The 25,302-nt window shown below is 61.0% G+C and carries 35 protein-coding genes; 3 read left to right on the top strand and 32 right to left on the bottom strand.

The window, feature by feature from the left end; genetic code table 11:
• The 3 genes from Q0Z69_RS05065 to Q0Z69_RS05055 all read right to left on the bottom strand — a co-directional run.
• Nucleotides 1-254: hypothetical protein (locus tag Q0Z69_RS05065; RefSeq protein ID WP_298030308.1), on the bottom strand; the 254-nt coding region annotated here is incomplete at its 3' end.
• Nucleotides 255-266: 12 nt separating this feature from the next.
• Complete coding sequence (locus tag Q0Z69_RS05060; RefSeq protein WP_298030305.1) at nucleotides 267-662, bottom strand: hypothetical protein; 396 nt, start codon at nucleotides 660-662, stop codon at nucleotides 267-269.
• Nucleotides 662-1,774, bottom strand: a complete 1,113-nt coding sequence (locus Q0Z69_RS05055) for a hypothetical protein (protein WP_298030302.1) — start codon at nucleotides 1,772-1,774, stop codon at nucleotides 662-664. Before Q0Z69_RS05055 ends, Q0Z69_RS05060 begins: the two co-directional genes overlap by 1 nt.
• Nucleotides 1,775-1,865: 91 nt before the next feature.
• On the opposite strand from Q0Z69_RS05055, the gene Q0Z69_RS05050 reads away from it, so the two are divergent.
• Nucleotides 1,866-2,039 (top strand): type II toxin-antitoxin system HicA family toxin, encoded by a 174-nt coding sequence (locus Q0Z69_RS05050; protein WP_298030299.1) that lies wholly within the window; start codon nucleotides 1,866-1,868, stop codon nucleotides 2,037-2,039.
• 35 nt (nucleotides 2,040-2,074) lie between these two features.
• Nucleotides 2,075-2,461, top strand: a complete 387-nt coding sequence (locus tag Q0Z69_RS05045) for a type II toxin-antitoxin system HicB family antitoxin (protein ID WP_298030296.1) — start codon at nucleotides 2,075-2,077, stop codon at nucleotides 2,459-2,461.
• A gap of 56 nt (nucleotides 2,462-2,517) precedes the next feature.
• Here the strand turns inward: Q0Z69_RS05045 and Q0Z69_RS05040 are convergent, their stop codons facing one another.
• The 3 genes from Q0Z69_RS05040 to Q0Z69_RS05030 are packed head-to-tail and all read right to left on the bottom strand — an operon-like array spanning nucleotide 2,518 to nucleotide 9,345.
• Nucleotides 2,518-4,776 (bottom strand): hypothetical protein, encoded by a 2,259-nt coding sequence (locus Q0Z69_RS05040; RefSeq protein WP_298030294.1) that lies wholly within the window; start codon nucleotides 4,774-4,776, stop codon nucleotides 2,518-2,520.
• On the bottom strand, nucleotides 4,769-5,146 hold the full coding sequence (locus Q0Z69_RS05035; protein ID WP_298030292.1) for a hypothetical protein: 378 nt from the start codon (nucleotides 5,144-5,146) through the stop codon (nucleotides 4,769-4,771). The genes Q0Z69_RS05040 and Q0Z69_RS05035 overlap by 8 nt, the downstream gene beginning before the upstream one ends.
• A 2-nt stretch (nucleotides 5,147-5,148) precedes the next feature.
• A complete protein-coding gene (locus Q0Z69_RS05030; RefSeq protein WP_298030290.1) occupies nucleotides 5,149-9,345 on the bottom strand; it encodes a phage tail tape measure protein in 4,197 nt (1,398 codons plus the stop codon).
• 80 nt (nucleotides 9,346-9,425) lie between these two features.
• Between Q0Z69_RS05030 and Q0Z69_RS05025 the strand changes: the two genes are divergently transcribed.
• Complete coding sequence (locus Q0Z69_RS05025) at nucleotides 9,426-9,764, top strand: hypothetical protein (RefSeq protein ID WP_298030289.1); 339 nt, start codon at nucleotides 9,426-9,428, stop codon at nucleotides 9,762-9,764.
• Nucleotides 9,765-9,895: 131 nt separating this feature from the next.
• Here the strand turns inward: Q0Z69_RS05025 and Q0Z69_RS05020 are convergent, their stop codons facing one another.
• The 26 genes from Q0Z69_RS05020 to Q0Z69_RS04895 all read right to left on the bottom strand — a co-directional run bounded on the left by Q0Z69_RS05020 (nucleotide 9,896) and on the right by Q0Z69_RS04895 (nucleotide 25,282).
• Entirely contained in the window at nucleotides 9,896-10,285 is a 390-nt protein-coding gene (locus Q0Z69_RS05020; RefSeq protein WP_298030287.1) for a hypothetical protein, read from the bottom strand.
• 51 nt (nucleotides 10,286-10,336) lie between these two features.
• Nucleotides 10,337-10,918 carry a hypothetical protein gene (locus tag Q0Z69_RS05015; RefSeq protein ID WP_298030285.1) on the bottom strand — a complete coding sequence of 194 codons (582 nt, stop codon included), beginning with the start codon at nucleotides 10,916-10,918 and terminating at the stop codon, nucleotides 10,337-10,339.
• A 15-nt stretch (nucleotides 10,919-10,933) separates the two neighbouring features.
• On the bottom strand, nucleotides 10,934-11,431 hold the full coding sequence (locus tag Q0Z69_RS05010) for an HK97-gp10 family putative phage morphogenesis protein (protein ID WP_298030282.1): 498 nt from the start codon (nucleotides 11,429-11,431) through the stop codon (nucleotides 10,934-10,936).
• Nucleotides 11,424-11,780 carry a hypothetical protein gene (locus tag Q0Z69_RS05005; RefSeq protein ID WP_298030280.1) on the bottom strand — a complete coding sequence of 119 codons (357 nt, stop codon included), beginning with the start codon at nucleotides 11,778-11,780 and terminating at the stop codon, nucleotides 11,424-11,426. The genes Q0Z69_RS05010 and Q0Z69_RS05005 overlap by 8 nt, the downstream gene beginning before the upstream one ends.
• Complete coding sequence (locus Q0Z69_RS05000; protein WP_298030277.1) at nucleotides 11,777-12,124, bottom strand: phage head closure protein; 348 nt, start codon at nucleotides 12,122-12,124, stop codon at nucleotides 11,777-11,779. The genes Q0Z69_RS05005 and Q0Z69_RS05000 overlap by 4 nt, the downstream gene beginning before the upstream one ends.
• A gap of 10 nt (nucleotides 12,125-12,134) precedes the next feature.
• A complete protein-coding gene (locus tag Q0Z69_RS04995) occupies nucleotides 12,135-12,455 on the bottom strand; it encodes a head-tail connector protein (RefSeq protein WP_298030275.1) in 321 nt (106 codons plus the stop codon).
• Between the two features lie 3 nt (nucleotides 12,456-12,458).
• The gene (locus tag Q0Z69_RS04990) at nucleotides 12,459-12,818 is read right to left on the bottom strand and encodes an SH3 domain-containing protein (protein WP_298030273.1); all 360 of its coding nucleotides are present in this window, start codon (nucleotides 12,816-12,818) and stop codon (nucleotides 12,459-12,461) included.
• Nucleotides 12,819-12,832: 14 nt separating this feature from the next.
• The gene (locus Q0Z69_RS04985; protein ID WP_298030270.1) at nucleotides 12,833-14,062 is read right to left on the bottom strand and encodes a phage major capsid protein; all 1,230 of its coding nucleotides are present in this window, start codon (nucleotides 14,060-14,062) and stop codon (nucleotides 12,833-12,835) included.
• Between the two features lie 3 nt (nucleotides 14,063-14,065).
• Complete coding sequence (locus Q0Z69_RS04980; RefSeq protein ID WP_298030267.1) at nucleotides 14,066-14,764, bottom strand: hypothetical protein; 699 nt, start codon at nucleotides 14,762-14,764, stop codon at nucleotides 14,066-14,068.
• Complete coding sequence (locus tag Q0Z69_RS04975) at nucleotides 14,754-16,085, bottom strand: phage portal protein (protein ID WP_298030266.1); 1,332 nt, start codon at nucleotides 16,083-16,085, stop codon at nucleotides 14,754-14,756. Before Q0Z69_RS04975 ends, Q0Z69_RS04980 begins: the two co-directional genes overlap by 11 nt.
• A complete protein-coding gene (locus tag Q0Z69_RS04970) occupies nucleotides 16,082-16,261 on the bottom strand; it encodes a hypothetical protein (protein ID WP_298030265.1) in 180 nt (59 codons plus the stop codon). The genes Q0Z69_RS04975 and Q0Z69_RS04970 overlap by 4 nt, the downstream gene beginning before the upstream one ends.
• 24 nt (nucleotides 16,262-16,285) lie before the next feature.
• A complete protein-coding gene (locus Q0Z69_RS04965; protein ID WP_298030264.1) occupies nucleotides 16,286-18,082 on the bottom strand; it encodes a terminase large subunit in 1,797 nt (598 codons plus the stop codon).
• 3 nt (nucleotides 18,083-18,085) lie between these two features.
• A complete protein-coding gene (locus Q0Z69_RS04960) occupies nucleotides 18,086-18,598 on the bottom strand; it encodes a P27 family phage terminase small subunit (protein ID WP_298030262.1) in 513 nt (170 codons plus the stop codon).
• Between the two features lie 397 nt (nucleotides 18,599-18,995).
• Nucleotides 18,996-19,364 (bottom strand): HNH endonuclease, encoded by a 369-nt coding sequence (locus Q0Z69_RS04955; RefSeq protein ID WP_298030327.1) that lies wholly within the window; start codon nucleotides 19,362-19,364, stop codon nucleotides 18,996-18,998.
• Nucleotides 19,365-19,438: 74 nt separating this feature from the next.
• On the bottom strand, nucleotides 19,439-19,639 hold the full coding sequence (locus Q0Z69_RS04950; protein WP_298030259.1) for a cysteine-rich KTR domain-containing protein: 201 nt from the start codon (nucleotides 19,637-19,639) through the stop codon (nucleotides 19,439-19,441).
• Nucleotides 19,640-19,726: 87 nt separating this feature from the next.
• Nucleotides 19,727-20,455 (bottom strand): hypothetical protein, encoded by a 729-nt coding sequence (locus tag Q0Z69_RS04945; RefSeq protein WP_298030256.1) that lies wholly within the window; start codon nucleotides 20,453-20,455, stop codon nucleotides 19,727-19,729.
• Nucleotides 20,448-20,720 (bottom strand): hypothetical protein, encoded by a 273-nt coding sequence (locus tag Q0Z69_RS04940; RefSeq protein ID WP_298030255.1) that lies wholly within the window; start codon nucleotides 20,718-20,720, stop codon nucleotides 20,448-20,450. Before Q0Z69_RS04940 ends, Q0Z69_RS04945 begins: the two co-directional genes overlap by 8 nt.
• A complete protein-coding gene (locus Q0Z69_RS04935) occupies nucleotides 20,713-21,000 on the bottom strand; it encodes a hypothetical protein (protein WP_298030253.1) in 288 nt (95 codons plus the stop codon). Before Q0Z69_RS04935 ends, Q0Z69_RS04940 begins: the two co-directional genes overlap by 8 nt.
• 62 nt (nucleotides 21,001-21,062) lie before the next feature.
• Nucleotides 21,063-21,575 (bottom strand): hypothetical protein, encoded by a 513-nt coding sequence (locus Q0Z69_RS04930; protein WP_298030252.1) that lies wholly within the window; start codon nucleotides 21,573-21,575, stop codon nucleotides 21,063-21,065.
• Nucleotides 21,576-21,623: 48 nt separating this feature from the next.
• Nucleotides 21,624-22,295, bottom strand: coding sequence for a DNA methyltransferase (locus Q0Z69_RS04925; RefSeq protein ID WP_298030250.1), 672 nt, complete (start codon nucleotides 22,293-22,295; stop codon nucleotides 21,624-21,626).
• A 57-nt stretch (nucleotides 22,296-22,352) separates the two neighbouring features.
• Nucleotides 22,353-22,547: a hypothetical protein gene (locus tag Q0Z69_RS04920; protein WP_298030248.1), complete on the bottom strand. Its 195-nt coding sequence runs from the start codon at nucleotides 22,545-22,547 to the stop codon at nucleotides 22,353-22,355.
• The gene (locus Q0Z69_RS04915) at nucleotides 22,544-22,732 is read right to left on the bottom strand and encodes a hypothetical protein (RefSeq protein WP_298030245.1); all 189 of its coding nucleotides are present in this window, start codon (nucleotides 22,730-22,732) and stop codon (nucleotides 22,544-22,546) included. Before Q0Z69_RS04915 ends, Q0Z69_RS04920 begins: the two co-directional genes overlap by 4 nt.
• Nucleotides 22,732-22,950, bottom strand: coding sequence for a hypothetical protein (locus Q0Z69_RS04910; RefSeq protein WP_298030242.1), 219 nt, complete (start codon nucleotides 22,948-22,950; stop codon nucleotides 22,732-22,734). Before Q0Z69_RS04910 ends, Q0Z69_RS04915 begins: the two co-directional genes overlap by 1 nt.
• 120 nt (nucleotides 22,951-23,070) lie before the next feature.
• A complete protein-coding gene (locus Q0Z69_RS04905; protein ID WP_298030240.1) occupies nucleotides 23,071-23,331 on the bottom strand; it encodes a hypothetical protein in 261 nt (86 codons plus the stop codon).
• Nucleotides 23,325-24,512 carry a ParB/RepB/Spo0J family partition protein gene (locus tag Q0Z69_RS04900; RefSeq protein WP_298030239.1) on the bottom strand — a complete coding sequence of 396 codons (1,188 nt, stop codon included), beginning with the start codon at nucleotides 24,510-24,512 and terminating at the stop codon, nucleotides 23,325-23,327. Before Q0Z69_RS04900 ends, Q0Z69_RS04905 begins: the two co-directional genes overlap by 7 nt.
• Nucleotides 24,513-24,514: 2 nt before the next feature.
• Nucleotides 24,515-25,282 (bottom strand): ParA family protein, encoded by a 768-nt coding sequence (locus tag Q0Z69_RS04895; protein WP_298030237.1) that lies wholly within the window; start codon nucleotides 25,280-25,282, stop codon nucleotides 24,515-24,517.
• Nucleotides 25,283-25,302 lie beyond the last annotated feature (20 nt).

Raw genomic sequence — 25,302 nt, 5'->3', positions numbered from 1 at the left:
TGATAAACTGGCTCATGTCCGACAGTTTTTAAAAGCGCTGCCTTAGAGAGCGCCGCCAGCACCTCATCCGGCACGGCCTCCGTTCCCAGGCCGTACAGCGCCGCCGTAGCGTCCTTTAACAGCGTGGACTTGTTGACCAACGTCCCCTCCTCGTCCACAGCGCCGGGGGCCGGGGTCAGGTCAAAGATATCGTCCGTCCCAGGGACCTTCACCAACCGGTACCGGCTGGGAAATTGTACTTGTCGGTCTTTCATATAGCACCCCCTCTAGCCGATTCCGATATAGCAATAGGACTCACCAGCAACGTTGAATAAGCTGCCCGAGCCACTGGGATAAAAAAACGCCGTTTTCTCATCCCACGTCCAATACATATAATCCAGACCAGATGTTCCACCATGGGCAATGTGTGTTACCCTCTGCCCGTTGACAGCGGGTATTAGACTGGGAGAAGAGGATTTAAAAGCTCCAATTGCAATGAGTTTTGGTACAAAATTGAATGTTAAACAAACTGGATTTTCCTTTCCAGAAGTCCCTGTTCCCACATAAGACCCCATCTCAATTTTGGGGGCCTGCCCCACCGCCTCCGCGATAAGCTCCCGGAACTTCTCGTTAAACGCCGCCATTGTCGGCTGATCGCTCTCTACAAAAGGCGTGAACGCCATTAGACCACATCTCCTTCCGCTTCCAAATTTCCATACAGCAGCAGGTACCAGCTTGCCACCTGCCAGTTCCGCCATGTGGTATGCATATCGTCCAGCTCCGCCCAGGTCCGGCCCCGGTCCGACTTGGCCGTGGGAAAAGGCCGGGTCCCGCTCCAAAAGGCAAAGGAACCGGAGCGGGAGAAGCCCGCCACGATCTTGTCCACCGCCTCGCTGACGGCCACCAGCGCCCGCTCGATCTGGTTGGCCCCGTTGTAGTCCAACTTCGTCATCGTCTCCGGCAGCTCCGGGGCTGTCAGGATGGCGCTGTAGACCGACAGCACATTGCCCAGAAACCGCTCCGCCTGGGCGGGGGTCATATGGTCCTCCTCATACCACCGCCTGGGGTCCCGGCTGTCTGGGATGACAACAATGACGGTTTCCGTGACCTCTTTTTCAACAGTCACCTGCAGGGCGGACAGGGTGCATCTGTCGTCGTTCTTGTCATTGGAGCTGTCCTTGGTGTATTTCAGCTCGATCTTGTCCCCTGCCGCCATGGTCCCGGCGTAGGTTTTGGAAGTCGTCGCGCCGCTGACGGCGTTTTCCACTACCGTACCCGCCACCTTCAAGGTAAATTTGTCGTAATTGGTCTCGCTGGAATAGGAATAGGCAAAGCGAACATCCATTGCCTGCTTTGCGGTGAACACCGTGGAGGCCGTGGTGCTCTGTTTGCCGCCGTTGCTGCTGGTCCACACGCCGTCAGCCCCAGCGAAATAGTAGGTGCTGTTGGAAACGTCAAAATACGACGCCACATTGGCCTCTGTAACGGTCTCTGTGAACTGTTTCACCACGGTCTGCGTGGTGGTCTCGACCCGCCCGGGCCGGGGCAGCAGGATGGGCGCGTAGCCCGTCACATAGCCATAGGAGGCCAGCAGCGCGTTTAGCGCCTCCAACGCCTCCGTGACCCGGTTCAGGTCGGTATAGTTGTACGCGCCCTTCGACGTGGGAGCCGCCGCCAGGGCCAGCTGCTCCGCTGAGGCCGTTCCGGCGTTGACAGCGGCCAGCGCCGCCCGCAGTGTTTCCGCGTCCTTGGCGGCCCGGTCGGTGACGAGGGTGGTAAAATCAAATGTGCTCATAATACCGCCTTTCAAGAGTGTGTAAAAATTGTGTATTTTCTCCTTGACATATACACAACAAATGTGTATAATATAGTCAAGAGGTGAGAGAATGAAGCGGCGGGACTTGATAAAACTTCTAGAGGAAAATGGTTGGACGTTCAAACGTGCAGGCGGTAATCATGATGTATATGCCAAAGGAGATCAAAGAGAAGCCATAGAGCGGCACCGCGAAATCCCAGAACAGCTAGCACAGGCAATTATCCGGCGGAGAGGGCTGAAATAAGCCCTCCGCCTTGAAACAGTAAAGGAGGAATCCATATGACCGTTGTGTACCCCGTAGTATTCACCCAGATTGACGAGGGCGGATACCTGGCGTATGTTCCAGACCTGCAAATTAACACGGAAGGGAAAAACTTGGCTGATGCCATTGCTATGGCCCGTGATGCAATCGGGGTCGTTGGACTGGATATAGAGGATGATGGTGATGCGTTTCCCGTTCCCTCGGTAAATATCCCACATCAGGAAAACGAGATTGTATCTCTAGTCGATGTAGACCTTGCCGCTTACCGCCGCTCTGTTGAGCACAAAACAGTCCGCAGAAATGTGTCTTTGCCCGCATGGCTGAATAATGCCGCTGATGTTGCCAACCTCAATGTTTCCGCCGTCCTTCAGGCCGCGCTTAAACAGCAACTTGGCATCCAATAACTCACCCACGCCGCCCCCTGACCGGGGCGGCTTTCTTTGTGCCCGAATCGGGCACATCAGGGCTTGTCCCAGGAGATCACGCACAGGCCGCTGGCGCCGGCCACGCCGGGCTTGCCCTTGCCGGGCTTCTTAGTGACAACAAATTCCCAGCCCCGGGAGTGGCCCACGATGCTGCCGCCGCCTATGGCTGTGCCGGGATGCCGGCCGCTGTCCACGTCGCTCTGGGTCCAGTAGAGCTGCCGCCAGTAGCCCTGCCCGGCCTCGCCGCCTTCGCCGCCCCTGCCGCCGTCTCCGGTGCCCGGCAGGGGCTTTTCCACGCCGGTGCGGCCGTAGCTGTCGCCGCTGGCCAGGTCGGAAAAGCCGTAGGGGAACAGTTCGCCGTTGTCGGAGGAGTACACGCCGAAGGTGGTGGCCCCGCCCAGCGCGCCGGGCACGCCGAACACATCCGACGGCGCGCCGCCCTGGCCGATCTGGATGGCGTAGTCTGTGTCCGGATTGACGTTGACGACGCCCTGCCACACCTTGCCGCCCGCGCCGTCCAGGCCGGGGTCTCCCTGGCCGCTGGACACGCCGGAGCCGGGCAGATTTCCGGAGCCGCCCACGTGGCCGTCTGCGCCCCGGCTGCCGCCCTGGCCGCCGGGTACCAGCACCAGCCGCGCCCGGTCCACACCGGGCGGGATGTGGCACACGCCGCTTTCCGTAAATACCTGCCGCTCCGTGAACAGGAAGGAGCCGTCCGCCTGCAGCAGCACGCTCTTGCAGTCCTGCAGCACGCCGCCGGAGAAGTGGAAGCTCTGCTCCATCCGCCGGGCAGCGGCGGCGCTGCTCTCGTCCAGCCACACGGTGTCCACGTCGCCGATCTCGCTGGCGGGATCTCCCCGGCCGGTGGTCTCCAGCTTGAGGCCGCCGTACTGGCTCAGGATCTGCCGGGCCGCCGTCAGGGCCTGCTCGTGGGTGTGGATGAAGGGATTGCTGACGGTCAGGGTCTTGGAGCTGCTGGTGGCGTTGCCGGAGATCACGTCGGTGGTGCCGGCGCCGTCGTAGAGCTTGAAGATCAGGGCCGCCAGGGCGTCGTTGTCCCGCATGGTGGGGTAGCTCGCCAGGTCGTCCAGGGTCACCTTGTTGCCCTGGCTCCACAGAGGCTCCGCCGTCAGGTCACCGGTCTCCGCGTCCGCCCGGGGCCAGGTGCCGGTGGCCATGCAGGCAAAGCGCAGCAGGTCCCCGCACTTTTTCCCCAGCACGTCCGCCGGGTCGTTGGCTGTCACAGGCAGGTCCCCATAGGCGGGGTCCACGTGCCAGCGGTTTGCAAAGTTAGCCCCCAGCTGGCCCACAATGGCCGCCAGCCAGCCGGAAAGGACAGCGGGCAGATCTCCCTCCCAGATGAACTCCCGATCCGCCACCAGGCCCACGATGTCCACCAGGGACCACTCCATGCTGATGTCGTTGTCGGAAGTGGAAAAGCCGCCGGAGGTCTGGTAGAAGATACCGGCCCGCTTATACTCCTTGCTGCCGTTCTTCAGCCGCGTGCCGATGGCGATCTGGATGCCCTGCCGGTCCTCGATGGATCGGAAGATGCCGCTTTTGAACCGCGGCTCAAACCGCCGGTCCAGGTTGTCCATCCGCACCGTGCAGGTATTGTAGGGCAAGGCCAGGCAGGCGAAATTGCCCCGCATCTGGATCTCCAGCGACGCCAGAACGTCCTCCGTCCAGGCCTCATACAGCCCCGGCACGATCTCCATGATCCGCGGCCGCCGTCCCGGCAGGGACCATCGCGTCACCGTGATCCGGATAGCGTCCGGGTCGTAGACGGTGAAGCCGTCCAGGCTGACGGAGACGGCGGTGTTCCCGGTAAATTCCCGAGTATAGATGTCCTGACCGTTGGAGCGGACGGCCACGGTGAAGTCCGCCGCCACGCCGTCGATGGCGTCCTGAGAGAAGTACACGCTGCACGCCTGCAGCACGGACACGCTGGAAAACCGCTGCTCCACGTATACCGGCACGGCAAACCTGCCGTCCGCGCCGCTGAGACCGTCCCCCACAAAGCCCACCTGGCCGGTGAGGGCCGCGGGGTCGTTGGGGATCAGGCGGAAGCTGCCGTCCAGCAGCCAGCGGTTGCGCTCCAGAGTGGCATACCGGGCCTGGGCCTCCATCTCCTTGTCTGTCAGCTGGGCCGGCTTGCTCCAAGCTGCCGCGCCGCTGCTGTCCACGGCGCCGTACACGATATCCGGGTCCAGGATCTCCAGCACCGCCTTGATGTACATCCGCCGGGTGTCGCCCACAATAGCGCTCCTGTAGCCGTCGCTGCACTCAAGCATGGGGCCGCACCTCCCGCAGCACAAATGACAGGTTGTGCCACTTGGCTGCGCCGTTCCGGAAAAAAGCCAGCGTAGGCGGCGTCAGGCTCTCCACCAGGAACACAGAGGTCACTAACTCGCTGCCGTCGTCCGGCAGATACGCCACCGTCTTCGTTCCCTTGGCCCGGAGGACTCCCAGGACCTCCCGACATTTGTCATCCTCCATGTAGTCGTAGGAATACACGATCTTCTGGACGACCCCTCGGACCTCCTCCACCATCCGGCCGGAGATCATGGTCAGCTGCACCTTCAGTTCCTCCTCATAGCACTGATACCGGTCATGAGTAGTCGTGGGGATCAGGATATCGTTGATAATCAGTTGTATAGGCATACTCATAGCTTGTCGCTCACCACCTCAGGATTGGATTTGTTCTCTCTGTGCACAAAGGGCACCATCCAGCGGCCAAAGGCCGTACCGTCATCAGATTCTAATTTAAGCACGATCTCTTCCGGAAAACGGCCCTCCTGTCCACTGTTCAGCGTAGCTACAGCATTTACCGCCTGAGCGAGCATACTGCCAAATACTTGCTGTGTACTGCTGTCATTTGGAGGATCATAGGTCTTTGGCATGGACCGGGCAATATAATTCCTTGCCTCCGCCGCTGTCAGGACCCGCTCTCCCTGATGCAGCTCCGCAAGATAACCGTCGTAGGGCACATAGGCAAGGCCCGCCGCGTGGGAACCATCCACGTTTCCGGATGCGGCATACGCTTCAGATAGGATGCGGGATACCTCATCAGCTATGGTCTTTGCCTTGGCATACAGCGTGGATTCCTTGGCAGCCAAACCGTCGATCAGCCCCTGAGCTGTGTCCACGCCGCTGGTATAGGCCGTGTCAGTCAGTCCGCTCAGGGCCTCTCCCAGCTTGTCGTCATACTCTGTCCGCAAGGCGTCCAGCTGATCTTGGTAGAACTTCTGCGCCACTTCAACGGCCCGCTGCCGCTTCTCTTCCCAGAGGGCGTTGTACTCGTCCCACTGGCCCTCCGTCATGGAGATCAGCTGCCTGGCGTACTCCGTGGCCTCGTCCACGTCCATTGCCAGCACCTCGCCCATGAGGCTGTCGGAGATGCCCCGGTCTTTCAGACCGGTCAGGGCCTCCTCGTAGGCGTTGATGGCGTCGATCTGGTCCTGAAGGTTTCCCAGGGACATCCTGTCTTCCTCGATGGCAAACAGGTCTCCATAGCCCGCCAGGGTCTGAGCCATCTTATCCTGGGCTTTTTGAATAGACGCGATCCGGTCCTCCAGCTCGCTGACAAGGTTCTCCGTGGCCTCCTCCCACAGGGCAGCCTCCTCGTCCACTAGAGACTTATCATAGCTGTAGATCTGTTCTGTGATCTGCCGGTATGTGCTCAGGTTGTCCTCGTCAGTCAGGTACTGGTCACGGTACTCCTTCAGCTTCGTGTAATATTCCCGCTCGCTGACCAGGTCCATGGCCTTCTCATGGTCCAGCGCCGCCTTCAGCTCCTGGTATGCAGCCAGGTCTTTCTGCGCCTGCGTCTGGGCCTGTTTCGATGCGGAAGCGCTGGCTTTGGCCGCGGTGGTGACGCTTCCCAGACTGTCTTTCAGCTTCTGCAGGGCGGCGATCTGCGCCTCATAGGCCTTGGACTGTCCCTTCAAGCCCTCCAGCTCGTCTTTGGCCGCTTTCAGCTCAGCATAGGCCCAGGCATCCGTCAGGGCAGCCATGGCCTCCTGCTTCAGCTGGATGGCCGTATCAACGCTGGTCTGCTGTGTCTGAAGCGAGGCGATCTGCTCGTCCAGTTTTGCTTTGGCGATCTCGATATATGCGTCTTTGTTCAGCGTGACGGCCCCAGTTTCCTCGTTGATGGACAATGCTGCGGCATATCCAGCGTCGATCAGGGCCAGCGTGGTGTTCAGGGATAGGCTCCCTTTTTCCTGCTGTTCCTGTAATGCGCCGGACAGCGTGTCCAATTCGGACACCAAACCCTTCGTTCCATCTGAAAGGTCTTCAAGACCCTCCGTCAATTCCGCGATCCGCTCAGCGACGGTCTTGGCCGTCTCTCCGGCGTCCTCAATGGCTGCCTGGGCGTCGTCGTACTTGCCCTCCATGGCCTCCAGAGACATCTGATTCTCGCCCTGTGCCGCCGTCAGTTCGTCCACGGATTTCTTTGCGTCCAGCATCGCCCCCAGCAGTCCCTCGGTCTCCGCCTCATACCCGGCGGCCCCGTAGATACCTGCCTCCTGGGCGGCAGCCAGCGCGGCCTGCGCCTCCTCCATCTGGCGTTCTGCCGCGGCCAGGTCGGTGGCGATCTGCGCCTGCTCCACATACAGCTCCGTCAGGCGCTGGATCTCCGCCTCCCGAAGCTGCTGCTCCGCCTGGGCCTGGGCTACCGCCCGGATGTCCTCGGCGGTCATGCTCAGGCTGTCGTTCAGCTCGTCATAGGCCAGGGACAGCTCCGGGACCGTCTGATTCAACTGGGCCACCATGTCCGCCATGGCCTGCTTCTGGGCCGCAGACTTGACCTCTACCGCCGCTAGGCTCTCCAGGGCCGTGACGGACGCCAGGACGCTGTCTGATTCCTTTTGGATCCCTTCCGCAGTCTCTTCAAATGCCTTTCGGGATTCCTCAAGTCCGTCAAGCAATTCCCGGTTTTCCTCGCTGGCCTCTCCTGCTGCGGCAGCATACGTACCGACCACTGCAATAAGACCGACCATAGCGGATGCGGCAAAAATAGCAGGGCAGTTCTTTAAGGCAGCGCTGAATGCGTTTGTGACGATGCTTCCGTACCTGGTTATTGCCGTATACGCCGTAACGCCTGCTGTCAGCAGTGCAACACCGGCTGTCACGCCTGACAGTGCCTGCACCAGCCACGGATTTTCCTCAATGAACTCCGCCGACCAGGCAAACGCGTCTATCCCGGCTTCCGCCGCGTCCCGCAGCGCCGGAGCCAGAGCATCGCCAATAGCTGCTTTTGTGTTGTCAAAGGCGTTGGCGCACATAGCCAGCTTGCTCTCGGTGGTCTCATACCGCTTGTTGGCCTCGTCAGCCAAGGCGGTGTTTTCTGCCCACGCCTGATTTGCGAGGGTCACAGCGCCCGTCAGGGTGTCAGAAGCCAGCGCCAGGGATTTTAGCATGTTGCTCTGCCGGATACCGGAAAGCCCCAGCTCATCCAGCGCCAGCGTGGCGCTCTCCCCCTGCTCACCCAGCTTGCCCAGGCCGGATATAAATGCCTGGATGGCGGTGATTGCATTATTTTTCCATGCCACGGAAAACTCGGCGGCGGCCATACCGGAAATGCGGGCAAATTCCTCCAAATCGTCTCCGCCGGAGGTTACTGCCTTTTCTATGGCCGCCAGCGTCTGGGTCATGGCTGTGCCGCCCGCTTCCGCCTCGATACCCACGGAGGACATAGCGGCAGCAAGCGCCATGATCTCTGCCTCCGTCAGACCCGCCAGGGTCCCGGAGGAGGCAAGGCGGGTCGCCATTTCCGTGATCTCCGCCTCCGTGGTGGCGAAATGGTTGCCCAGGCCCACAATGACGCTGCCCAGCCGGTCATAGTCTGCCGCTGATGTTCCGGCGATATTGGAAAACCTGGCCAGAGCCGTAGCGGCCTCATCCGCGCTCAAATTGGTACTCTCTCCCAAGTCCAGCATGACCCGGGAGAATGCCAGCACGTCCTCCGAGGCAATCCCCAGCTGTCCGGCTGCTTCAGCTACGGCAGCGATCTCCGTGGTGGTAGCCGGGATCTCCGTGGACATCTGCCTGATGCCGTCTCGAATAGCCGCCAGCTGTTCCGGCGTACCGTCCACGGTCTTGGAAACGCCCGCCATGGCGCTTTCAAACTCCAGGGAAGCATCCACACAGCCCTTGACGGCTCCCACGATCTCACGCAGGCCGCGAGTAATACCGGCAGCCGCAAGGGCTGCAGCCAAGGCGTTCATGACTTCGTTTGCGTTTTTCAACTCCTGGGCAGCCTGGTTGGTCCTTTTCCCGTATCGGTCGATGGAGGTGGCGCAGTGATCTGCGGAAGTCTCCGCTTCCTGAAGATATTCGTTGTTCTCTTCGATTTTCCCATTCAGGTTATTGATATCCCGCTGGGCGTAATTGACCGAGCGCCGCCACTCTTCCACGCCCTTCTGCGCGGCGTTCAGATATTTCTGAGCCTCCGCTTGCTTCTCCCGGTAGTCCTCCAGTGCCGCGTTGAGCTGCGCCTGTTCCTCTGCGGTATCACCGGCGCCGGATTTCAGGCTCGCCAGCCGGTCCTTGGCCGCGGCGATCTTGGCGCCGTAATCGGCCACGGTCTCCGCATACTGCGCCTGCGCCTTCCTGGCGTTCTCCAGCGCCTCCTTCGTCTCGTCCAGCTTTGTTTTTTGGATCTCCAGCTGTTCGGCAAGGACTTTGCCCTTGGCCGTCAGCGCGGCCTGGCTGTTTGCGTTGTTTCGGAACTGGCTGTTTACAAGCGTGAGCTCCGACTTCACTGTCCGCAGAGAATTGTTGATGTTGGCGATAGACTGCCTGTATTCGCTCTCGCCCTCAATGGCAAGTTTCGTACTGATCGTTCTTACGGCCATAGAGCCTCCATTTCCTGTTGCGCGGCCTGAACTTTGATGATATAATATCTACGGATAGCAGAAAAATTGAGGAGGGATGCATGATGTGGGTACCGCTGCTGGAGTGTGGACCGGTTCTGCCGTGGCTGCTCTTTTTCGCATTTTGCTGGATCCTCAATGCGATCATCATCCGCACGCCTTTGTTCCCAAAGCTCTTCCGTGTCCCACGCATGGAATATCAAAAGAAGAAACGCATCAAGAGCCTCAAGCGGCAGGTCGTTGCGGAGATCGAGCAAATGTCTCCAGAGCAGCGAAAGAATACAAATTGGTCATTTTATGCCAGAGATACGCTATACGCTCGGAATTGCTATGGCATGACAACAAACGAACTGTATCGCTTTATCTGCACCACCATGCATAAGCGCGGCTGGGAGATCTGAAGAGATTCACTCGGTTTCCCTTTTTGCCGTGTACAGCTCCCACATATCAAACACCAGACCCGGACACATCCGCATGGCCTCCATCGCATCCAGACCCAGGCAGGAGGCCATGCGCAGATAATGTGCCCGGGTCAGTCTTTTCCCCGCTTTCGATCCAGCTCCAGCAGCTCCAGATCCACAGGTCCATCGGATTCCACTTCTCTGCCGTATCCGGCCACGATTGCGGCAAGGTTCGCCTGCCGCAGCCGCAGAAGGTCCACCGGCGCGGAGCACGTCATCAGATGCTCCTCTGTAGGGATGGGGCCTTTGTCATAGCCCAGGGCCCGCCGCGCCAGCTCCCCCTGCTCCGCCAGGATCGCCGCCGCCTTGCAGACCGCCTCGAAGCCCTCCCGCCCTGGAACGGCGGACTTTTCGAAATAGGCGTTATTGCCGCCGAACACGTCTTCTAGGGCAAACATGGCTACCCCGTTGAAAGTCAGGTAATAGTCCTGCCCTGCCAGTGTGATTTTGACTGTTTTCATGGCACTACCTCACAGCGGGAGAGGGGAGATCCCTCTCCCGCGTTTTCATTATCAGCCAGAGACTGCGGGAGACAGGCAGCCGTCCACCCAGCTCTTGGCTGCCGCCTCGGTCTCAAACACCTCATGGACCCAGAACTCGCCGCTCCCGCACCGCATCACTGTGAAATTCACGCTGGCGGTGGTAAAGTTGATAGAGCCACTCTTTGTGCTGGCATTTGCCCCGCTCAGTGTTGCCTGGACCTTGGGGAAGTAGTGCCCCTCATAATAGACCTTCTTCGTCTTGTCCATCATGCGGGTGTAATAGCCAAGGCCACCGCAGGGCGCCACATCCTCTGCGGAATGGGAGACCTCTTTACTTTCCGCGTCCAGCTTCGCGCCGAACAGTGCCGCGTACACTTCGCTTTCCAGGCCGTCGGTCTCCATGGCGATGGTGCCGCTGGCGAACTCCTCCGCTTTGATGTTCAGTGCGTCATTGCTGTACAGCTCTCCGGTCGCATAATTGATCGTCAGGTTTGCCGCAATGGCCTCGCCGATATCGGTGATCTTGCTGTCGTAGGTGGGCCGTGTGGTGGGCGTCTCAGCAGCGATTGCCGCAAATCTGGGATACTTGCACCCCATCCGAACCTTGCTCATGTGATGAACCTCCGTTTACAGATTTTTTGATTTCAAGAATTTGTCATAGACTTCTGCCGCCGCCTGCACAGCCGCGCCTGCGGACTTTTCGTTGGCTACCCAGATAAAATTTCGGGCGTTGATAGTTCGGGTGCCGAACTCATTGAAAAATGCGATTTCGGAGTTTTTTGTTCTGTTTTTGCCGCGTTTGCGGCTGCCGGAAAAATAGATGTGTTTAGACCGCTTTCCGCCATCGACCTGCATCTTCCCCTTTTTGATGGATTTTGCAAGCTCTTTGGTGGAATACTTCCTGGTCTGCCCCGGCAGCGAGTTGGTGGGAGATGTATCCCGGGTATTGTTGTGCGTGTCGTAACCGGTATACATGCCTAGCTTTTCAGCCTCGCTGCGTTGGGCCGCAAGTACGATATCCGCCTCCGCATCCAGCATTTCTTCCGCAACATCGTCAGGAAGGTCGGCGATCTCTTCCAGGTCCAGCATCAGGCCGTCCCAATCGCCCAGATCCAATTTAGCCATCCACTTCCACCCCTTCCCCGATCTCGCACTCGAAAACGATGTGCTGTCCCTCCGGGTCCAATGTCTCATCACCGCTTCCGGCGTCCGTTTCCTCGGGCCAGGTGAATCCCGCCGCAAATAACTTCTGCTTGATCTCCAGCCGGACCGCTTCGCTGTCCCAGCCACAGGGCGCAAAGAGATGGACCTGCACAAAGCAGATGTCAAACTGCGGCATATCATTGGCAAACAGCCTGCACTGCCTATTGTAGTTGAATGTCAGGTATACCGGCTCATCTCCCTTGTATCGGTCCGGCCTTACCGGATATCCCAGCGGCGACAGCGCCGTGATGATCGTCTCATTCAAGCTCATGGCCTTCCCTCCAGGCTCCGCCACTGGCACCAGAGCTCGATGTATTCGTGGCTGTCTCCGTAGTCGTTGATGTACTGGATCTCGTAGTCGCCGCCCCGGTACCGGACAAACATCTTTCGGTCGATGGGCTTCCGGGTGCAGCGGATCAGAAAGCGGGCTTTCACCTCGCCCAGATCCGCTCCCTGCTTCTGGGCCTCCGTGCCGGAGGTCCGGGAGAACTGTGCCCAGCAGCTGTGTACCACCTCCGGCTCCGCGGCCGGGGCCAGATACCCGGCCCCGTTCCGCGTCTCCGTGTACCGCAGGATCTGGATGCGCTTGTTCAGCTTTCCGGCGTTGACTTCCATGACTGCCTCCTTATGTGCCCGATTCGGGCACCGGCTCCGTGAATTTCAGCTGGTTCAGCAGCTGGCGGAAAACAGGATTTGCCGCAACGATGGTTCCCGTGATCGTTACCTCCCGCCGGTCGTAACCGTCCAGGACCAGATAGTTCACACACAGGTCATACTGGCACCGCCGGTCCGTTCCCGCCGCCGGTTCACTGACACCAGCCTGGGTCATATAGCCCACCGCGCTGCTGTACAGCGCGGCCAGCAGGGTATCCTCTCCCGGCCCCAGCTCGTCGATACGGCAGTAGGCCATCAGCTCCGCCTGCCGAACCTCCGTCAGCTCCGCCATGGCTCAGCCCTCCGCCAGCGTCAAAGCCTGGATGTACCGGCTGTCTACCCAGCCAGTACGCGCTCCGGTGTGGACCAGCGCCCAGCCGGGCACCTCCGCGCCGCAGGGCAGGGGCTGCACCGCCAGCACAGCGGCCTCCGGCAGCACCTCCGCGACAGGGAAGTTCACGCCGGGGCCCTCCCGCAGGTTCAGGCCGCTGGCGGGAACCACCATGACCAGCTCGCCGGCGTCCGCCCCTTCGGGGAAGATATCCTCCACAGCAACGCCCTCAGCCGCCGCGGGCAGTTCTGCGTCTGTCTTGGCCTGGGGCGGCGCCACGTTCACGGTCTCCGGTGCAGGAGCGGTGGTTTTCTTCTTACCCATTCCAATACCTCCCATCAACCGGCGGCGCCGGTGCCGATGGTCGCCTTGAAGGCGGCCTTTTCGTCCATAGTGACAGCGGCCAGGCGGCACAGGCCGCGGATCTCATAGCTGTCCGTGGCCCAGGCGTCGCCGCCCACGTCGGTGGCCGCCACTTCAATGCCCTTGCGGACGAACAGCGTGCCCAGGGCTTTGAAATTGCCCGCATAGATGGGCGTCTTGGAGGTCTCATTGGGGATCAGGTCGTTGTCTGCGTAGACTACCCGGCGGCCCATCATGCGGTACACGTTGGGGTCCGCGGGATTGGGCACCAGCAGGCCCCGGCCGTTCTTGTCCTCCCAGCCGTCCATCTCCGCATAGCCGTCCTGGTTGGTCAGCAGCACGGCCGCCATGCTGTGGGCGGTGTTCAGATTCTTGATGAGGGCCTTCCGCAGCTGCTTGGCCTCGGTGCCCGCGGCCAGAGAGATCTCCGTGGCCAGGCCGGTCAGCAGGCTCAGCAGCAGGGTATTCTTGGTCAGGATGTACTTGGGGGCAAACCAGCCCGCCAGATACTGGAGCAGGCCGGCGGTGTTGTCCTCCATCAGCTCGGAGGACACCGGCAGCCGGTCACCGTACTTCTCCACGGTGTAGGTCACCTTGCTGAACTTGGGCTGGTCATCCTTGCCGATGTTGCCCATCTCCGCAATCTTGGGCAGGGGCTTCCGCTTGCCCTGCTCCACGGCACGCCAGCCGCTGAGGCTGCGGACACTCTCCACCGTGAAGAACTGCGCCAGATCCACGTACTCCTTCTCGTACTCGTGGATCATGTTGTCAAATTCGGCGGGCACCAGGAAGCCGCCGTCAGAGCCCTCCGGCGTGCCGCCGGTCTCCGTCAGGGCCTTGCCCAGGATACCGTACTCCTCGCTTCCCCACACCTGCTTCACCTTCACGCCGTTCCGCAGGGCCTTGGCAAAGGTCTCCGCATACTCGTTGGTCCTGCGGATATCGTCCACCTTCTTGCCCTTGGCCTTCTCCTCCTGGCGGGCCTTGAACTCAGCATACAGGCCCTTCAGCTTGTCGTCGCCGTCGGCAAACCGGCCCTCCTCGGCCAGCTGCTTTTCAGCGGCGTCGATCTCCGTATTCATCTTCTCCACATCCCCCATCAGGGTCTTGTGGGCCTCAAAATCCTTCTTGGCCAGCAGATCCTTGCCCTCGGCCAGCTTCAGGGCGCGCTTGCTTTTCAGCTCCAGCAGTTCCTGATACGTCATCTTTCACATACCTCCATATCGTTTTTCTTCTTGTTCCTGAATGGCCTGGGCCATTTTCAGTTCTTCATCATCCCCGGACTCTTCCGGGACCTCCGGGGCCTCCTTGCCGCCGTACCGCTTGCTTTTCACGATGCCGGCCTCCGCCTGAGCCGGGACCGCCACCAGGGAGACCTCATAGGCGTCCCTGGCGCCGTCCAGGTCCATGTGGCACACCTGGCCGTCGTATTCCCGGCCCGGCCTGTGCCGGCAGCACGTCTCCGTCTGGTTCGCGCCGCAGATGGAGCAGATGACCCGCTCCACCGCGCAGCCAACGCTGCACTCCCGCAGAATGCCGGTTTCGATGGCGGTGATGGTCTCCGCCGTTTTCTCCGTCCGGGGCATGTAGCACCGCAGGACCAGGCGCTTGACGCCGCCGGAGGCCTCAACGCTTCCGGCATAGACCCGAGCCGTCTGCGTCCCCGCGCTCCAGAGGTGGTCCATCAGGACGGGCTTTCCCACGAACAGGGAGGCCAGGCCCTCCAGCGTGGCCTCGGTGAACCGCTCACTGTCCCGGTCCACCTGGTTGTCACAGGCCGCCAGCCGAAAAGTGTAGACCTCCTCCGCCGTCAGCGCCCGCAGCGTCTGGCGGTTGATGAGCGCCAGCTCCCCGTCGTTTGCCGCCTGTTTTTCCACATGGGCGGCTTTCAAGATCTCATTCGCCATTCTCGTTTCCTCCCGGCGCATTAGCGCCTGTCTGTCCTCCCAGGGCCCGCAGCACGCTCAGCCGCGCCCAGTCCTCCAGGGGTCCGAAGCCCCAGTTGGCGTAATACTGATCGCCGCCCGGGATCTCTCCCATGTCCTCCAGCGCCCGGATCTCGTCGGCGTTCAAGCAGCTGATCTCCCGCATGGTCCGGTACCAGGCCGACTGGGCCGCGGTGTCGCCCTTCAGGAACACCTTCAGCTCCCGTTTGATCCGAAAGCCCTGGTCCCGCTCACCGGGCAGAAGGAGCTTGTAGGTATCCTCCTGGCCCCACTGCGTTTCATAAGCCAGCAGAGTGTAGTTGACGAACTCAATGCCGTTTTGCTCATTGGATTCGTAGCTCTGCTTTCCGGCAAAGGCCAGGTGCAGCGGCACGCCGAAGAAGCGGCACACATCCGCGACCCGGATCTCGCTGCTCTCCACAAACTGGGCGTCGGAGTTCGTCATGCTGATGGGCTGATACTTCAAACCCATGTCCAGCACGGCCACACGGAAGGCGTTTCCCGCCCCCCGGTGGCAGGATTCCCAGGACTGCCGCAGCCGTTCCTTGGGGTCCATCAGGACCTTGGTGCCGTCCGGCTGCACCACCTCGATGGCCCTGCCCAGGTCGCTCTCCGTGGTCAGGATGCCGGAGGGCTGGCCGCCGCTCCGCCAGGTACTGTTCTCATACTGCTGGGCCGCCCTGGCCGTGTCCAGCGTCATGGACGCCCGCCGCAGCACGCTCACGCCCTCGATGCCGTCCTCGCTGTACGCCTTGTAGTGCAGCACATCATCCGGCCGGAGCATGGTCGTCTCCCCTGTGACGGGGTGGGTAAAGAAGTACCAGAGATGCCCCGCCGTGTCCACATGGATGGACACATAGTCCGGCGGCAGGGGGATCAGCTCCCGAGGATGGCCGGAGCTGGGATCTCGATAGATCCACGCATAGGCGTTCCCCCGCAGCAGTTCGTTGCACAGCATCAGCCGCTGGTAGTCGAAGGTGGTCATGGCCTCGTTGGACCGGCCCCACAGGACCCGGCCCAAATGGTGCTCCGGCAGCCGCTGCTTGGTCCCCTCGTTCATGATGTACACCGGCAGCACCGCCATGCTGTTGGACAGCACCTCCACGCACCGGTTCACCGTGGAGATCTTCATTGCCCGGTCCCGGCTCATGCCCACGGCGCTGTCACCCGTCAGCCATCCGGCGGGATCGTCCAGCGTCAGCGTCCGCATCACGCCGCACAGGCTCTTCCGGGGACTGTCCAGTGTCCGCCCGGCTCTGACCAGGCCGTTCCGCAGACTCACTTGCCGTCACCTGCCCCCCAGATGGAGAACACCGCTCCGGCCATGGCCAGTACGCCGCCGGTGATCACCCCCGCCGGCAGACACAGCATCCCCACGCCCACCGCCACAGCGGCGGCTCCCGCCAGAAGCGTCACCTCCGGCAAATGGGCCACAAATCCGTTCACAAGCTGTTTCATAAAACTCCTTTCCGCCTCCCGGCGTCACAAATGATAGTCCCGTGTCCGCATGACCTCCGCCAGGTCCGGCTTCTGGTTTCTCGCGATCATCCACACCGCCACCGCGATGATGGAGGCCACGGCGGGGTCGATGCGGCCGGTGGAGCGGTGCTTCTGGGGCTTCAGGTTCCCGTTGCCGTCCTCGTAGCACCGCACATTGCCAAAGGTCCACCGGAAGCAGGTGTTATGCACATGCAGCAGCTCCCGCTTGGCCATCAGCATGTCGATCTCCTTCATGGCGGGGCTCATGTTCTTCAGGTCCTGGGGGATCTCGATGACGTTGACATGGGGCGTCAGCCGCTGGGTGATGGTCCGGCTCAGATAGGGGTCGAAGCCCACCAGCTTCAGATCGTAGATCTCCGCCGCCCGCTTGATCTCCGTCTCGATCTCGTCATAGTCGATGGTGTCCCCATCGCACAGCCGCAGGAAGCCGGCCCGCTCCCAGTCCCTGTATGGGACGTGGTCCCGTTTTTCCGCCTCCAAAACGGTGCCGCCCGGCCGCCAGATGGTGGGCAGCAGCACCGCCGTATCCAGCCCCGGCTGGGGCGGGAACAGCAGCACAAAGGCCGTCATGTCCCGGCTGGTGGAGAGGTCCACACCGCCGTAGCACAGCTTCCCCCTCAGCTGCTCCAGCCAGGCTTCCCGTTCCGCCTTTTTGCTGGGGCCCCACTGGCACTTGTCGTACAGCGTCAGGGAGATCCACGACACGGCCTTCACAGCGATCCACTGGTTCAGCCGCAGCCATCGGAACAGCTTCTCGTTGGCCTCGTTCAATTTGGCATCCCTGGCCGCCGCCCGCACCTTCCGCAGGGACAGGTTCAGACCCAGAGAGGGGTTGCACAGATACCAGATCCGCTCGTCGTAGATATCCATCTTAGCCAGGTCGTCCGGGTCGTCGCCGAACATGGCCGTCAGGCCGTACAGCACCGGCAGCCAGTTGGGCAGGTCCCGGTCCAGCAGCGCTTCCTCTGCCGCCGGCAGGTCCGCCTCCTCCACATGGCGCAGGGAGAGCACCTGCCGCACATCGCCACCCTCGGCCCGGATGCGCCGGAGCTGCCGGGCGTCCCGGATGGCCACCGCCTGCTGGTGGATCTCCCAGCCAATGGAGCCGCGGTCCGGGTCGTCGCCCGCGGTGGTCAGCACGATCCACACCGGCTGCCTCCGGCTGTCGCCGGCCTGGCCGGTCATCACGTCCCACAGATCCCGGTTGGGCTGGGCGTGGAGCTCGTCAAAGATCACGCAGCTGGGCTTGTAGCCGTGCTTGCTGTACGCCTCGGCAGACAGCACCTTCATCACGCCCACGCTGACCCACTTAAAGCCGCCGTTGCCGGTGCGGACCCGCCGGCGGTAGACGATCTTCTTCTGGGACTCCTGGATCTTCAGCTCGCCCCGGGCCACCATCTTGGCGGTCCAGGGGGCGGTCTGGACCATAAACACCGCCGCGTTGAACACGATGGAGGCGTTGTCCTTGTCCGCCGCGCAGACGTAGACCTCGGCATTTAACTCTCCGTCGCCAAACAGGTGGTACAGCCCCAGGGCCGCCGCCAGCTCGCTCTTGCCGTTCTTCTTGGGGATCTCCAGATAGAGATACCAGTATTTCCGCAGCCGCTCCCCGGTGTCCCCGTCGGCCTCCATGGTGCTGTAAAACTCGCTCAGCACCTCCCGCTGCCAGGGGAACAGCCGCAGGGGCTGGCTGTCTGAGGTCCGGGGCAGCCGCTCCACAAAGTCGCACACAAAAGCGCCCGCCGCCTGGTCGATATAGGCCTCCGCAAGAACTGGCATATGTCACACATCCATAGCGGCCGCCTGCCTGGCCCGGAGCCGCTGTGTAAATTCATCGTCTCCAGCCTCCGAGGCCGCCCCTGCCGCGTTGACCACCGCCGCCGGCACCACGATGCGGCAACGGCTGGTGACCGACAGGCCCATGACCTCGGCGCACTGGCGGGCCTGCTTGAAATAGGTCCCCTGCACGCTGGTCCACTCCCTGGCCAGCTTTTCGTCGTCGGCCCGGATGGCCGCCGCGGCTTTCTTATCCGCTTTCAGCCACCGTTCCCGGGCCAGGAAATATTGGCCCAGCACGTCCCGGTCCAACTCGGCGTACAGGCCGGCTGCCAGCAGGATCTCGCCGATCTCCTCAAATTCCCGGTGGAGCCGCTTGGGAAGCCACCGGGGCGGCGCCGCCCTGTCCGGCGGCGGCACGTGGACCTCCTGGTCCCGGCGCTGGTCCTTCTCCGCTTCCGTCAGATGTTTTCTTCCATTGGCCTCCACCAGTGCGGTGGGCTGCCGCTTTCCCGGCATGACTGTCTCCTTTCTCACGGCCCTCTGCCGGGAGGCCCGGCCGAAGCCGGGCGCCCGGTGAGAGAAGGGGGTGCGGGCGGTCTGGCGAGCCGCCCGGCAGAAGGCCGCGCTGTTTGATGTCTCTGGTGGTTCCGGCGCGCTCCCTGGCCCTGCGGCAAAGCCGCAAGGCGCAGGGCAGGAGGGAAACCATGCCCGGCCGCAAAGCCGGGGACCACGCCGGAGCGCCTCCGAAAATCCCCTGTGGGGAAAACTTTCTGCGTCTACCCCAGGCTGCGGTATTTTGCCGCCCGGCCAAAACTTTTTTGACCCCGGGGAGGGTCCGCAAAGATCCCCGCCAAGGCGCCCGCGCATGGCCTGCGCCGCGCCCGAGCGCCCAAAGCCGGACCGCTTCCACCCCTCACCGCCGCCGGTTTGCCGTGCGGTTTTGCCACAGCTCCGCGGCGGTCTTGCGGCTGTGGCAGGAGTGGCACAGGCTCTCCAGGTTGGCCGGGTCGGTAAAGATCCGCCAGTCGCCCTTGTGGTCCCGGATGTGGTCCACGTCGGTGGCTCGCACCCGCAGGCCCCTCCGGGCGCACTCCCGGCAGAATGGCTCCCGCAGGAGCTGGCCGCCCCGCAGCTGCGCCCACTCCGACGTCTGGTACATCCAGCGCCAGGACTGGGCCTCCGCGCTGCGGTCGCCGGTGCGGCGCGGCCGGTGGGCCTCGCAGTAGCCGTCGCGCACCAGGACGGTGCATCCAGGGTGCCGGCAGGGCCGGAGCGGCTTCATGGCCACGGGCTATCACCTCCGGGCAAAACAAAAAGCGCCTGAGCCTTCCACACCCGCTTGGGATGTTTCATGGCTCAGGCGCTGGTCTCTTTGGACGCTGGCTCAGGCGCTTCGATATTCACGATGGTTTCCTGTCCACACCGCTTGCATAGCCGCGGCAGGTGGTGGGCGGTGGTGTCTGGATTGACCTTCAGGATCTTCCCTTTGCCGCACACCGGGCAAAGCACCCATCCGTTCTTTATGACCAGTTTAACAGGTTGCTTTCCACTTTGCAACTGTTTTGCCTCACTTTCTTTCAAACGTGTCAGATTTGTCACTAGATTTCAAGATAGACGTGCGCGCGTGCGTGCGCGCGACCTATTCTAAATTAAAGCACTGTTTTTCGGCAGGATGTAGGTACCGTAATAGTAGGCTCCAAAATCGTTTTCCCGCTGGCCTCTTCTGGCCCACAGGACGTCATCCGGGATCTGGATGACCCCGCTCTCGTCCCGCCATTTCTCCGGCGGTGAAAGCCCCTGGCTCAGGCTCCGGGAGCAGGACCACGGATGCCGCCCGATGGGTATCCAGAAGCCGTCCGGGCTCTCCTTGTTCAGGTACTCCGCCAGCCGCCGGTATCCGCCCTCTTTCCGCAGCACCGGCTCGTCGTCTACGATGCCCTGCCGCCAGAGATACCGCACCTCCGCCGGTGAGAACTGGCTGTCTCGCAGGACCGTGTGGACGTGCCAGCGGTGGTTTCCGTGCTTTCCCTCGATGGCATATATCCAATCGTAAGGCTCGCCGTGGCGCCACCGCTTGCACCGCGCCTGATACGCACGGAGCACTCGCCGGACACCAGCGAAATCTCTGGGTAGATGCTCGTCATCAAAGGTCAGGGTATAGTGGCTGCCCTCATAGCCAAAGAGGGCCAGCCGCAGTTCCAGCCGGTCCACCGTAGAGTGGCACACAGCGGAGCGGGCACAGCGCAGAATCTCTTTCTTGTCTCGCGCGTCCGCCCTGGTGTCCTGGGCGGACAGCCGGGGCCGCAGCGCCCGGCACTCCTTGACCAGCGGCCCGGCCCGCTGGCGGACAACGATAAAAGGCCCGTCAGGCATGGTCATCCTCCTCTGGCCTGCGGCAGCGCCGCTCTTTGCTATTTGACGCCGCTGCCTTTGTCCAGCCTGCCATGATCTCGCTTTTCCGCCTGGCGCACCACGCAAACACAGGCGGAACGAAGGAGACATCAGCGGCACACCGCGCCAAAAATCCGCATTGATCACAATGCCCTTCTGCCACAGCCTGTTGCACCGCCATGCCCTCCGCCTGCTTATCTGCGGGATACTGGCGGTCAAACACCGTGATGTGCGTCCACTTAGCCATTTCCGTCACCGCCTTTCTTTGGCCCGCAAAGTTTAACCCCCATTAGCTTCGCCCATTTCCGGTCCGCCGAATCAATCTGCTTTTGCAGCGTCGCTGCCTTTTCCAGGACCTCCATGGGGACATCAGAAAGTTTCATGCCGACATACGGAGACATCGTAGAGATATACTCTCGCCTGGCTTCATTGGCCAATTTAGCATACTTTCGTGCTTCTTCAATCCTAGCTTTTTCTTTTTCATAGGCAAGGTCACTCAGCGCCCGCTTAAGCTCCCATTTTCCCATAGAGTTCTTACACATCCGATCAATCACAAACAGGAGATCCGCCCGAGTGCATTGTTGGAGCGTCACGCACCACCACCGCCTTTCTGCGCCTCCAGCGCCGCCTCGGCTTCCTCACGGGTCAGGAAGACGGTTTTTCCAAACTTTCTCATATCAAGATCACATTCGGTTGTCCGTATCATCACGATATTGACAGGCTCGGATTTATGGGATGGATGTCCGCAGAAAAAGGTTCTGACCCCTGCCTCATGAGTCCACCCGCAGAGATTGTAGTAGACTGTATCTCCCACCTTGCACGGCAGCATCACCAGTAGCCCGTCCTTCTCGGCCTGCACCAGCTCGCGAAGGTGGTCGATGGTGCCGATAGCTCTGTATTCCTCGACCAACTGCTTGCATACGCACCATTCTGCTTCAAGCGATTTAATATCCTCCGGCTCCAGGCCGGTGTCTTCATAAGCTTTTAACCGCTCCCACACCCGCCGCTGAGAACAATACCTATCCGGGCAGTGTTCCCCGCCTCGCTGTTCGGTACAGCAGGCAATATCGCAAAAGTTTCCGTCAAATGTCAATCTTTCCATATCAATTTTCCTTCATGCCCCTTTCCCCAGGGTCTCCTATAACGGTTTTCAAAAAAGACTGCACTGCGCGGTATAGGCCGCAAAGCGTTCTTCCTGCTTATCAAAATAATGCTTGTCTATTTCGTACCCAACGAAATCCAATCCGGCGTCATATGCTGCTATGCGGCTGCTTCCGCTTCCTAAATGGGTGTCCAGGATACGGTCCCCTGTTTTGGCGTAGTGGGAAAAGATCCAGGAGTAAAGCGCCACAGGCTTTTGCGTTGGGTGGATGCGCTTTTCATTTAGAGCTTTGTTACCCTGCATCTTCGTTCCGTTACCCGGTATCCCCTGGCACATCCCATTCCACATGTAACGGAAAAGTCTTACGCTATCGTGTGTACTGCAATAAGCAATTTCACAGTCACTGAAGGAGCTCGCTCCATTACACTTGTCCCAAATAATTCGACCTGGGCCAAGCGGGTATGCGTAATAATTGCACCCCCATATAATTTGCTGCTTGGAAACTCGGAAAAGCTCCTTGAAATACTCTGGGTCTGGTGTCTCCCACACGTCGATTGAATCATATATCACACGAGGCCCAACACTTTTCTTTGACCCATAAAACTTTCGCTTATTAGGTCCAGAAAAGTATGGAGGGTCCACCACAGCCAGGTCAAAGGCACCGTCTGGCATATCCCGCATGGCCTCCATGCAGTCCATACAAAATGCTTTGTTTTCCATCAATCTCTCATCCTAAAGGTGGTCAATGCCGCCCAAACTGATGTCAGCCGTTCCATATCAATTTCCTTTCTCCTGGTGTGCGTACGATCCGCCAATAGCCGCAGAGGCCATCGCCAAGGCCGCTACAACCAGCACATACCAGGCCCGGACATCATGGGCGCGAAAGAACAAAATAGGAATGATTCCCAATAAAACCGCACAAAAAGCATTCGCCGCAATGATGATCTTGAGCAAAACCAAATCGTCCTTCATGTCGTTTTCCTCCTGGTCTCCTGATAGTCGTTTTCTTCCTCTTTGCGTTTTTTCTCAGCGCTTTTGTATACCTCCAGTTCCTCCTGATAGGCCGCCCAGTCCCCGCAGAGCGCCGGATCGTGACAGTTGGGGACGGCGCAGCGCTTGGGACAGCTCCGTGTACAGGGCGGCTTTGGCAGCGGCATCAGGCGCACTCCTCCAGCCGTTCCAGCACGGCCTGGGTGGTCTGCTGGAGGTCCAGGCCGGTCACGTCCACCTGCCGGGTCTCGCCGTTTTGCAGGCGGATGAGCACTGCCTCGTCCAGGTCCTGGATGCGGTACTCCAGCCGCGCCACCTCCGGGATCATGGCTGCCACACAGCGGCTCAGGGACTGATTTACAAACCGCGCTTTGTAATCAAGCATAAAAGGTTCCTTTCCGGCGCTACCGCGCCGCGATGATGTATAGGATCAAGCCCGCCGCGGCCACGAGGGCCAGCAGCAGCCGGGCGAGCTCTGCCCGGCGCCGCTTCCGCTGATTCCGCGTCATGACCGGCCGCCTTTGCCGCCGTTGGGCTGAATGATGCTGATAAAGCCGTCTGCGCCCAGGTCGAGGCTCCAGAAATCCGGATCCCGGATCGCCCGCTGCAGCGTTATCCGGAACCCCGCGGCCGCCCGCTGGTCGCTGGCTGCAAGGGCTTTTCTGAGAGACAGGATCGCGACACTGATGGAATGGAACAGCTCCGCGCCACTGCCGGCAAACTCCACGGTGTCCTCTTTTCCGCTTCCAATGATGATCTTCAGCATGATTTCTCTCCTTTCGCCGGCGGTTCCGGCAGCCGCATCCACCATACGGGGAGCAGCCCCGCCTCCGGGCCGTTTTTCTTGAAGAGCCATTTTGCGCCGTCCCACCACAGCACCTTGGCGTGGAGATCCGGCTTGCCCAGATCCATCAGGGCCGCGCACAGTCCCGGCTCCGGCCCCGGATTGGTCCCGCAGGGCAGCCATCCGGAAATACAGAGCTGACCAGCCGGGGCCGTGTCAGATTCTGGCGCTTCATAGGCGGTCGATGGGCGTTGCGGCGCATCCTCCTCGATCTTAAGCGGCGGCGCATACCGGCAAACTGCCTCACAAGTCCCGCGCCGCAAGCATCGCTTGCAGCATCCAGCGCAGTTCCAAGTCCCAGCATGATAACACACCCGATACATCTCCTCCGCATTCTCACAGAGTCCGGCTGTCTCTGGACACTTGCGCTCAGCGCATGTCCAGATCGTCCGGAATTTCCGGACCTCCTTGATGGAATAAGAACGGCCAGGAACACGCATCCAATCCAGCAGGCGGTACTGTGTGTCCATGTCCATCCTGGAGATCTCCAGCGCCGCAGCCTCCGAAATTTCGCCGCACTCCCATTTCTGGATCAATCCGGGCACCTTCAGGCCGTTTTTGATGGCGGAGAGATTAGAGGCTTTTGTATCGCTGATTTTACAGAGCTGCGCGACATAGGGGCGCATCCTGCCGGGGAATTCGTACCCCTCGGCCTGAAGCTGACGCAACAGGTCTTCCACACGATCCATCTGGCGGCTCAGGTCTGCCGGGGTCAGCTTGCGGGAGTCGCTGTTTGCCATGATCAGACGGAGTTCCTGCATGGCCGGGGAAACTTCGTCACGCTCCACGATGCAGGGAACCTGGCTATACAGCGCAAAGCCCTCCTCCACCAGCCGTTGGAGAGCAGCCCGCCGGCGATGCCCGCTCACGATCACATACCGTCCGCCGCCAGTTTCTCGGACACGAATCGGCTGCTGCAGTCCGCACATCTGGATATTGTCCGCCAGCTCACTCACACCGCTCAAGGAGTAAAAATTTTTTGGATCTGCGCCCAAAAGGCCGATGTCGATGTACTCGATCTGCTCCCGCAGGCCGGTGCCCGAATCGGGCACATCCGTCCGCCGGAGCGTCCTGGCGAACTCGCCCATGTCAAACTTGCTCATGCTCACACCTCCCCAAGCAATTCCCGGACCCATGCCCGGTAATCCCGCGCCGCGGCGCTGCCGGGGCTGTACTGGCGAAGAGGCTGCCGGGCAAAGGTGCTCTCCGCCACCTTCTCCGTCCGCCGGATCACCTGACGGAATACGGGGACGCCAATGGAGCGGACCAGCGCTTCCCCCTCCCGCGCCACATCCGTGTTGCGCCACTGGGTCAGCAGCACACCGGCGATCCGGATCCGGCTGCTGGCCTGCCGCATGCTGCGGATCTGGGCCGCCATATCGTCCATGCCGGTAACGGAGAAGCCATCCACCAGCATGGGGATCACCACCTCGTCCGCCGCCATCAGGGCGGCAGTGGAGGACACCGTGAAGCCCGGCGGGCAGTCAAAAATGAAAAAGTCTGTCTCGCCGTCGTCCCGCGCCGCCTGGCAGAATTGCCGCAGCCGCTCCGGAAAGGACAGCCCGTCCTTGACGGCTGACACGTCCAGGGAGTACAGGCCCGAGGAGCCGGGGATCAGATCCAGGCCGGGGGAAAGCGGCGTCAGATTGTCGCACCATACCGGCTCCCCGTCGCCCACCAGCAGGCTCTCCATGCTGTAGTTGATCTCCGGGTCGAAGTCCGGCAGGTAGAATTTCGTCAGGTTCATCTGCCCGTCGCAGTCCGCCAGGACGACCCGTTTTTTGTAGTCGCGGACCAGGATGTCCGCCAGATTGATGGCGGTGACGGTCTTGCCGACGCCGCCCTTGTTGTTCATGATCGCTATCGTCCGCATGTTTTCGCATCCTCTCTCTC

It is taken from the genome of uncultured Dysosmobacter sp., from assembly GCF_947631165.1.
Classification (GTDB): Bacteria; Bacillota; Clostridia; order Oscillospirales; family Oscillospiraceae; genus Oscillibacter.
The sequence above is the reverse complement of the archived record's forward strand: the minus strand, read 5'-3'. Positions and strand labels throughout refer to the sequence as shown.

Coding starts and splice junctions, on each gene's coding strand:
- Q0Z69_RS05060 (WP_298030305.1), bottom strand. CDS start 662: ATGGCGTTCACGCCTTTTGTAGAGAGCGATCAGCCGACAATGGCGGCG.
- Q0Z69_RS05055 (WP_298030302.1), bottom strand. CDS start 1,774: ATGAGCACATTTGATTTTACCACCCTCGTCACCGACCGGGCCGCCAAG.
- Q0Z69_RS05050 (WP_298030299.1), top strand. CDS start 1,866: ATGAAGCGGCGGGACTTGATAAAACTTCTAGAGGAAAATGGTTGGACG.
- Q0Z69_RS05045 (WP_298030296.1), top strand. CDS start 2,075: ATGACCGTTGTGTACCCCGTAGTATTCACCCAGATTGACGAGGGCGGA.
- Q0Z69_RS05040 (WP_298030294.1), bottom strand. CDS start 4,776: ATGCTTGAGTGCAGCGACGGCTACAGGAGCGCTATTGTGGGCGACACC.
- Q0Z69_RS05035 (WP_298030292.1), bottom strand. CDS start 5,146: ATGCCTATACAACTGATTATCAACGATATCCTGATCCCCACGACTACT.
- Q0Z69_RS05030 (WP_298030290.1), bottom strand. CDS start 9,345: ATGGCCGTAAGAACGATCAGTACGAAACTTGCCATTGAGGGCGAGAGC.
- Q0Z69_RS05025 (WP_298030289.1), top strand. CDS start 9,426: ATGATGTGGGTACCGCTGCTGGAGTGTGGACCGGTTCTGCCGTGGCTG.
- Q0Z69_RS05020 (WP_298030287.1), bottom strand. CDS start 10,285: ATGAAAACAGTCAAAATCACACTGGCAGGGCAGGACTATTACCTGACT.
- Q0Z69_RS05015 (WP_298030285.1), bottom strand. CDS start 10,918: ATGAGCAAGGTTCGGATGGGGTGCAAGTATCCCAGATTTGCGGCAATC.
- Q0Z69_RS05010 (WP_298030282.1), bottom strand. CDS start 11,431: ATGGCTAAATTGGATCTGGGCGATTGGGACGGCCTGATGCTGGACCTG.
- Q0Z69_RS05005 (WP_298030280.1), bottom strand. CDS start 11,780: ATGAGCTTGAATGAGACGATCATCACGGCGCTGTCGCCGCTGGGATAT.
- Q0Z69_RS05000 (WP_298030277.1), bottom strand. CDS start 12,124: ATGGAAGTCAACGCCGGAAAGCTGAACAAGCGCATCCAGATCCTGCGG.
- Q0Z69_RS04995 (WP_298030275.1), bottom strand. CDS start 12,455: ATGGCGGAGCTGACGGAGGTTCGGCAGGCGGAGCTGATGGCCTACTGC.
- Q0Z69_RS04990 (WP_298030273.1), bottom strand. CDS start 12,818: ATGGGTAAGAAGAAAACCACCGCTCCTGCACCGGAGACCGTGAACGTG.
- Q0Z69_RS04985 (WP_298030270.1), bottom strand. CDS start 14,062: ATGACGTATCAGGAACTGCTGGAGCTGAAAAGCAAGCGCGCCCTGAAG.
- Q0Z69_RS04980 (WP_298030267.1), bottom strand. CDS start 14,764: ATGGCGAATGAGATCTTGAAAGCCGCCCATGTGGAAAAACAGGCGGCA.
- Q0Z69_RS04970 (WP_298030265.1), bottom strand. CDS start 16,261: ATGAAACAGCTTGTGAACGGATTTGTGGCCCATTTGCCGGAGGTGACG.
- Q0Z69_RS04965 (WP_298030264.1), bottom strand. CDS start 18,082: ATGCCAGTTCTTGCGGAGGCCTATATCGACCAGGCGGCGGGCGCTTTT.
- Q0Z69_RS04960 (WP_298030262.1), bottom strand. CDS start 18,598: ATGCCGGGAAAGCGGCAGCCCACCGCACTGGTGGAGGCCAATGGAAGA.
- Q0Z69_RS04955 (WP_298030327.1), bottom strand. CDS start 19,364: ATGAAGCCGCTCCGGCCCTGCCGGCACCCTGGATGCACCGTCCTGGTG.
- Q0Z69_RS04945 (WP_298030256.1), bottom strand. CDS start 20,455: ATGCCTGACGGGCCTTTTATCGTTGTCCGCCAGCGGGCCGGGCCGCTG.
- Q0Z69_RS04940 (WP_298030255.1), bottom strand. CDS start 20,720: ATGGCTAAGTGGACGCACATCACGGTGTTTGACCGCCAGTATCCCGCA.
- Q0Z69_RS04935 (WP_298030253.1), bottom strand. CDS start 21,000: ATGGGAAAATGGGAGCTTAAGCGGGCGCTGAGTGACCTTGCCTATGAA.
- Q0Z69_RS04930 (WP_298030252.1), bottom strand. CDS start 21,575: ATGGAAAGATTGACATTTGACGGAAACTTTTGCGATATTGCCTGCTGT.
- Q0Z69_RS04925 (WP_298030250.1), bottom strand. CDS start 22,295: ATGGAAAACAAAGCATTTTGTATGGACTGCATGGAGGCCATGCGGGAT.
- Q0Z69_RS04920 (WP_298030248.1), bottom strand. CDS start 22,547: ATGAAGGACGATTTGGTTTTGCTCAAGATCATCATTGCGGCGAATGCT.
- Q0Z69_RS04915 (WP_298030245.1), bottom strand. CDS start 22,732: ATGCCGCTGCCAAAGCCGCCCTGTACACGGAGCTGTCCCAAGCGCTGC.
- Q0Z69_RS04910 (WP_298030242.1), bottom strand. CDS start 22,950: ATGCTTGATTACAAAGCGCGGTTTGTAAATCAGTCCCTGAGCCGCTGT.
- Q0Z69_RS04905 (WP_298030240.1), bottom strand. CDS start 23,331: ATGCTGAAGATCATCATTGGAAGCGGAAAAGAGGACACCGTGGAGTTT.
- Q0Z69_RS04900 (WP_298030239.1), bottom strand. CDS start 24,512: ATGAGCAAGTTTGACATGGGCGAGTTCGCCAGGACGCTCCGGCGGACG.
- Q0Z69_RS04895 (WP_298030237.1), bottom strand. CDS start 25,282: ATGCGGACGATAGCGATCATGAACAACAAGGGCGGCGTCGGCAAGACC.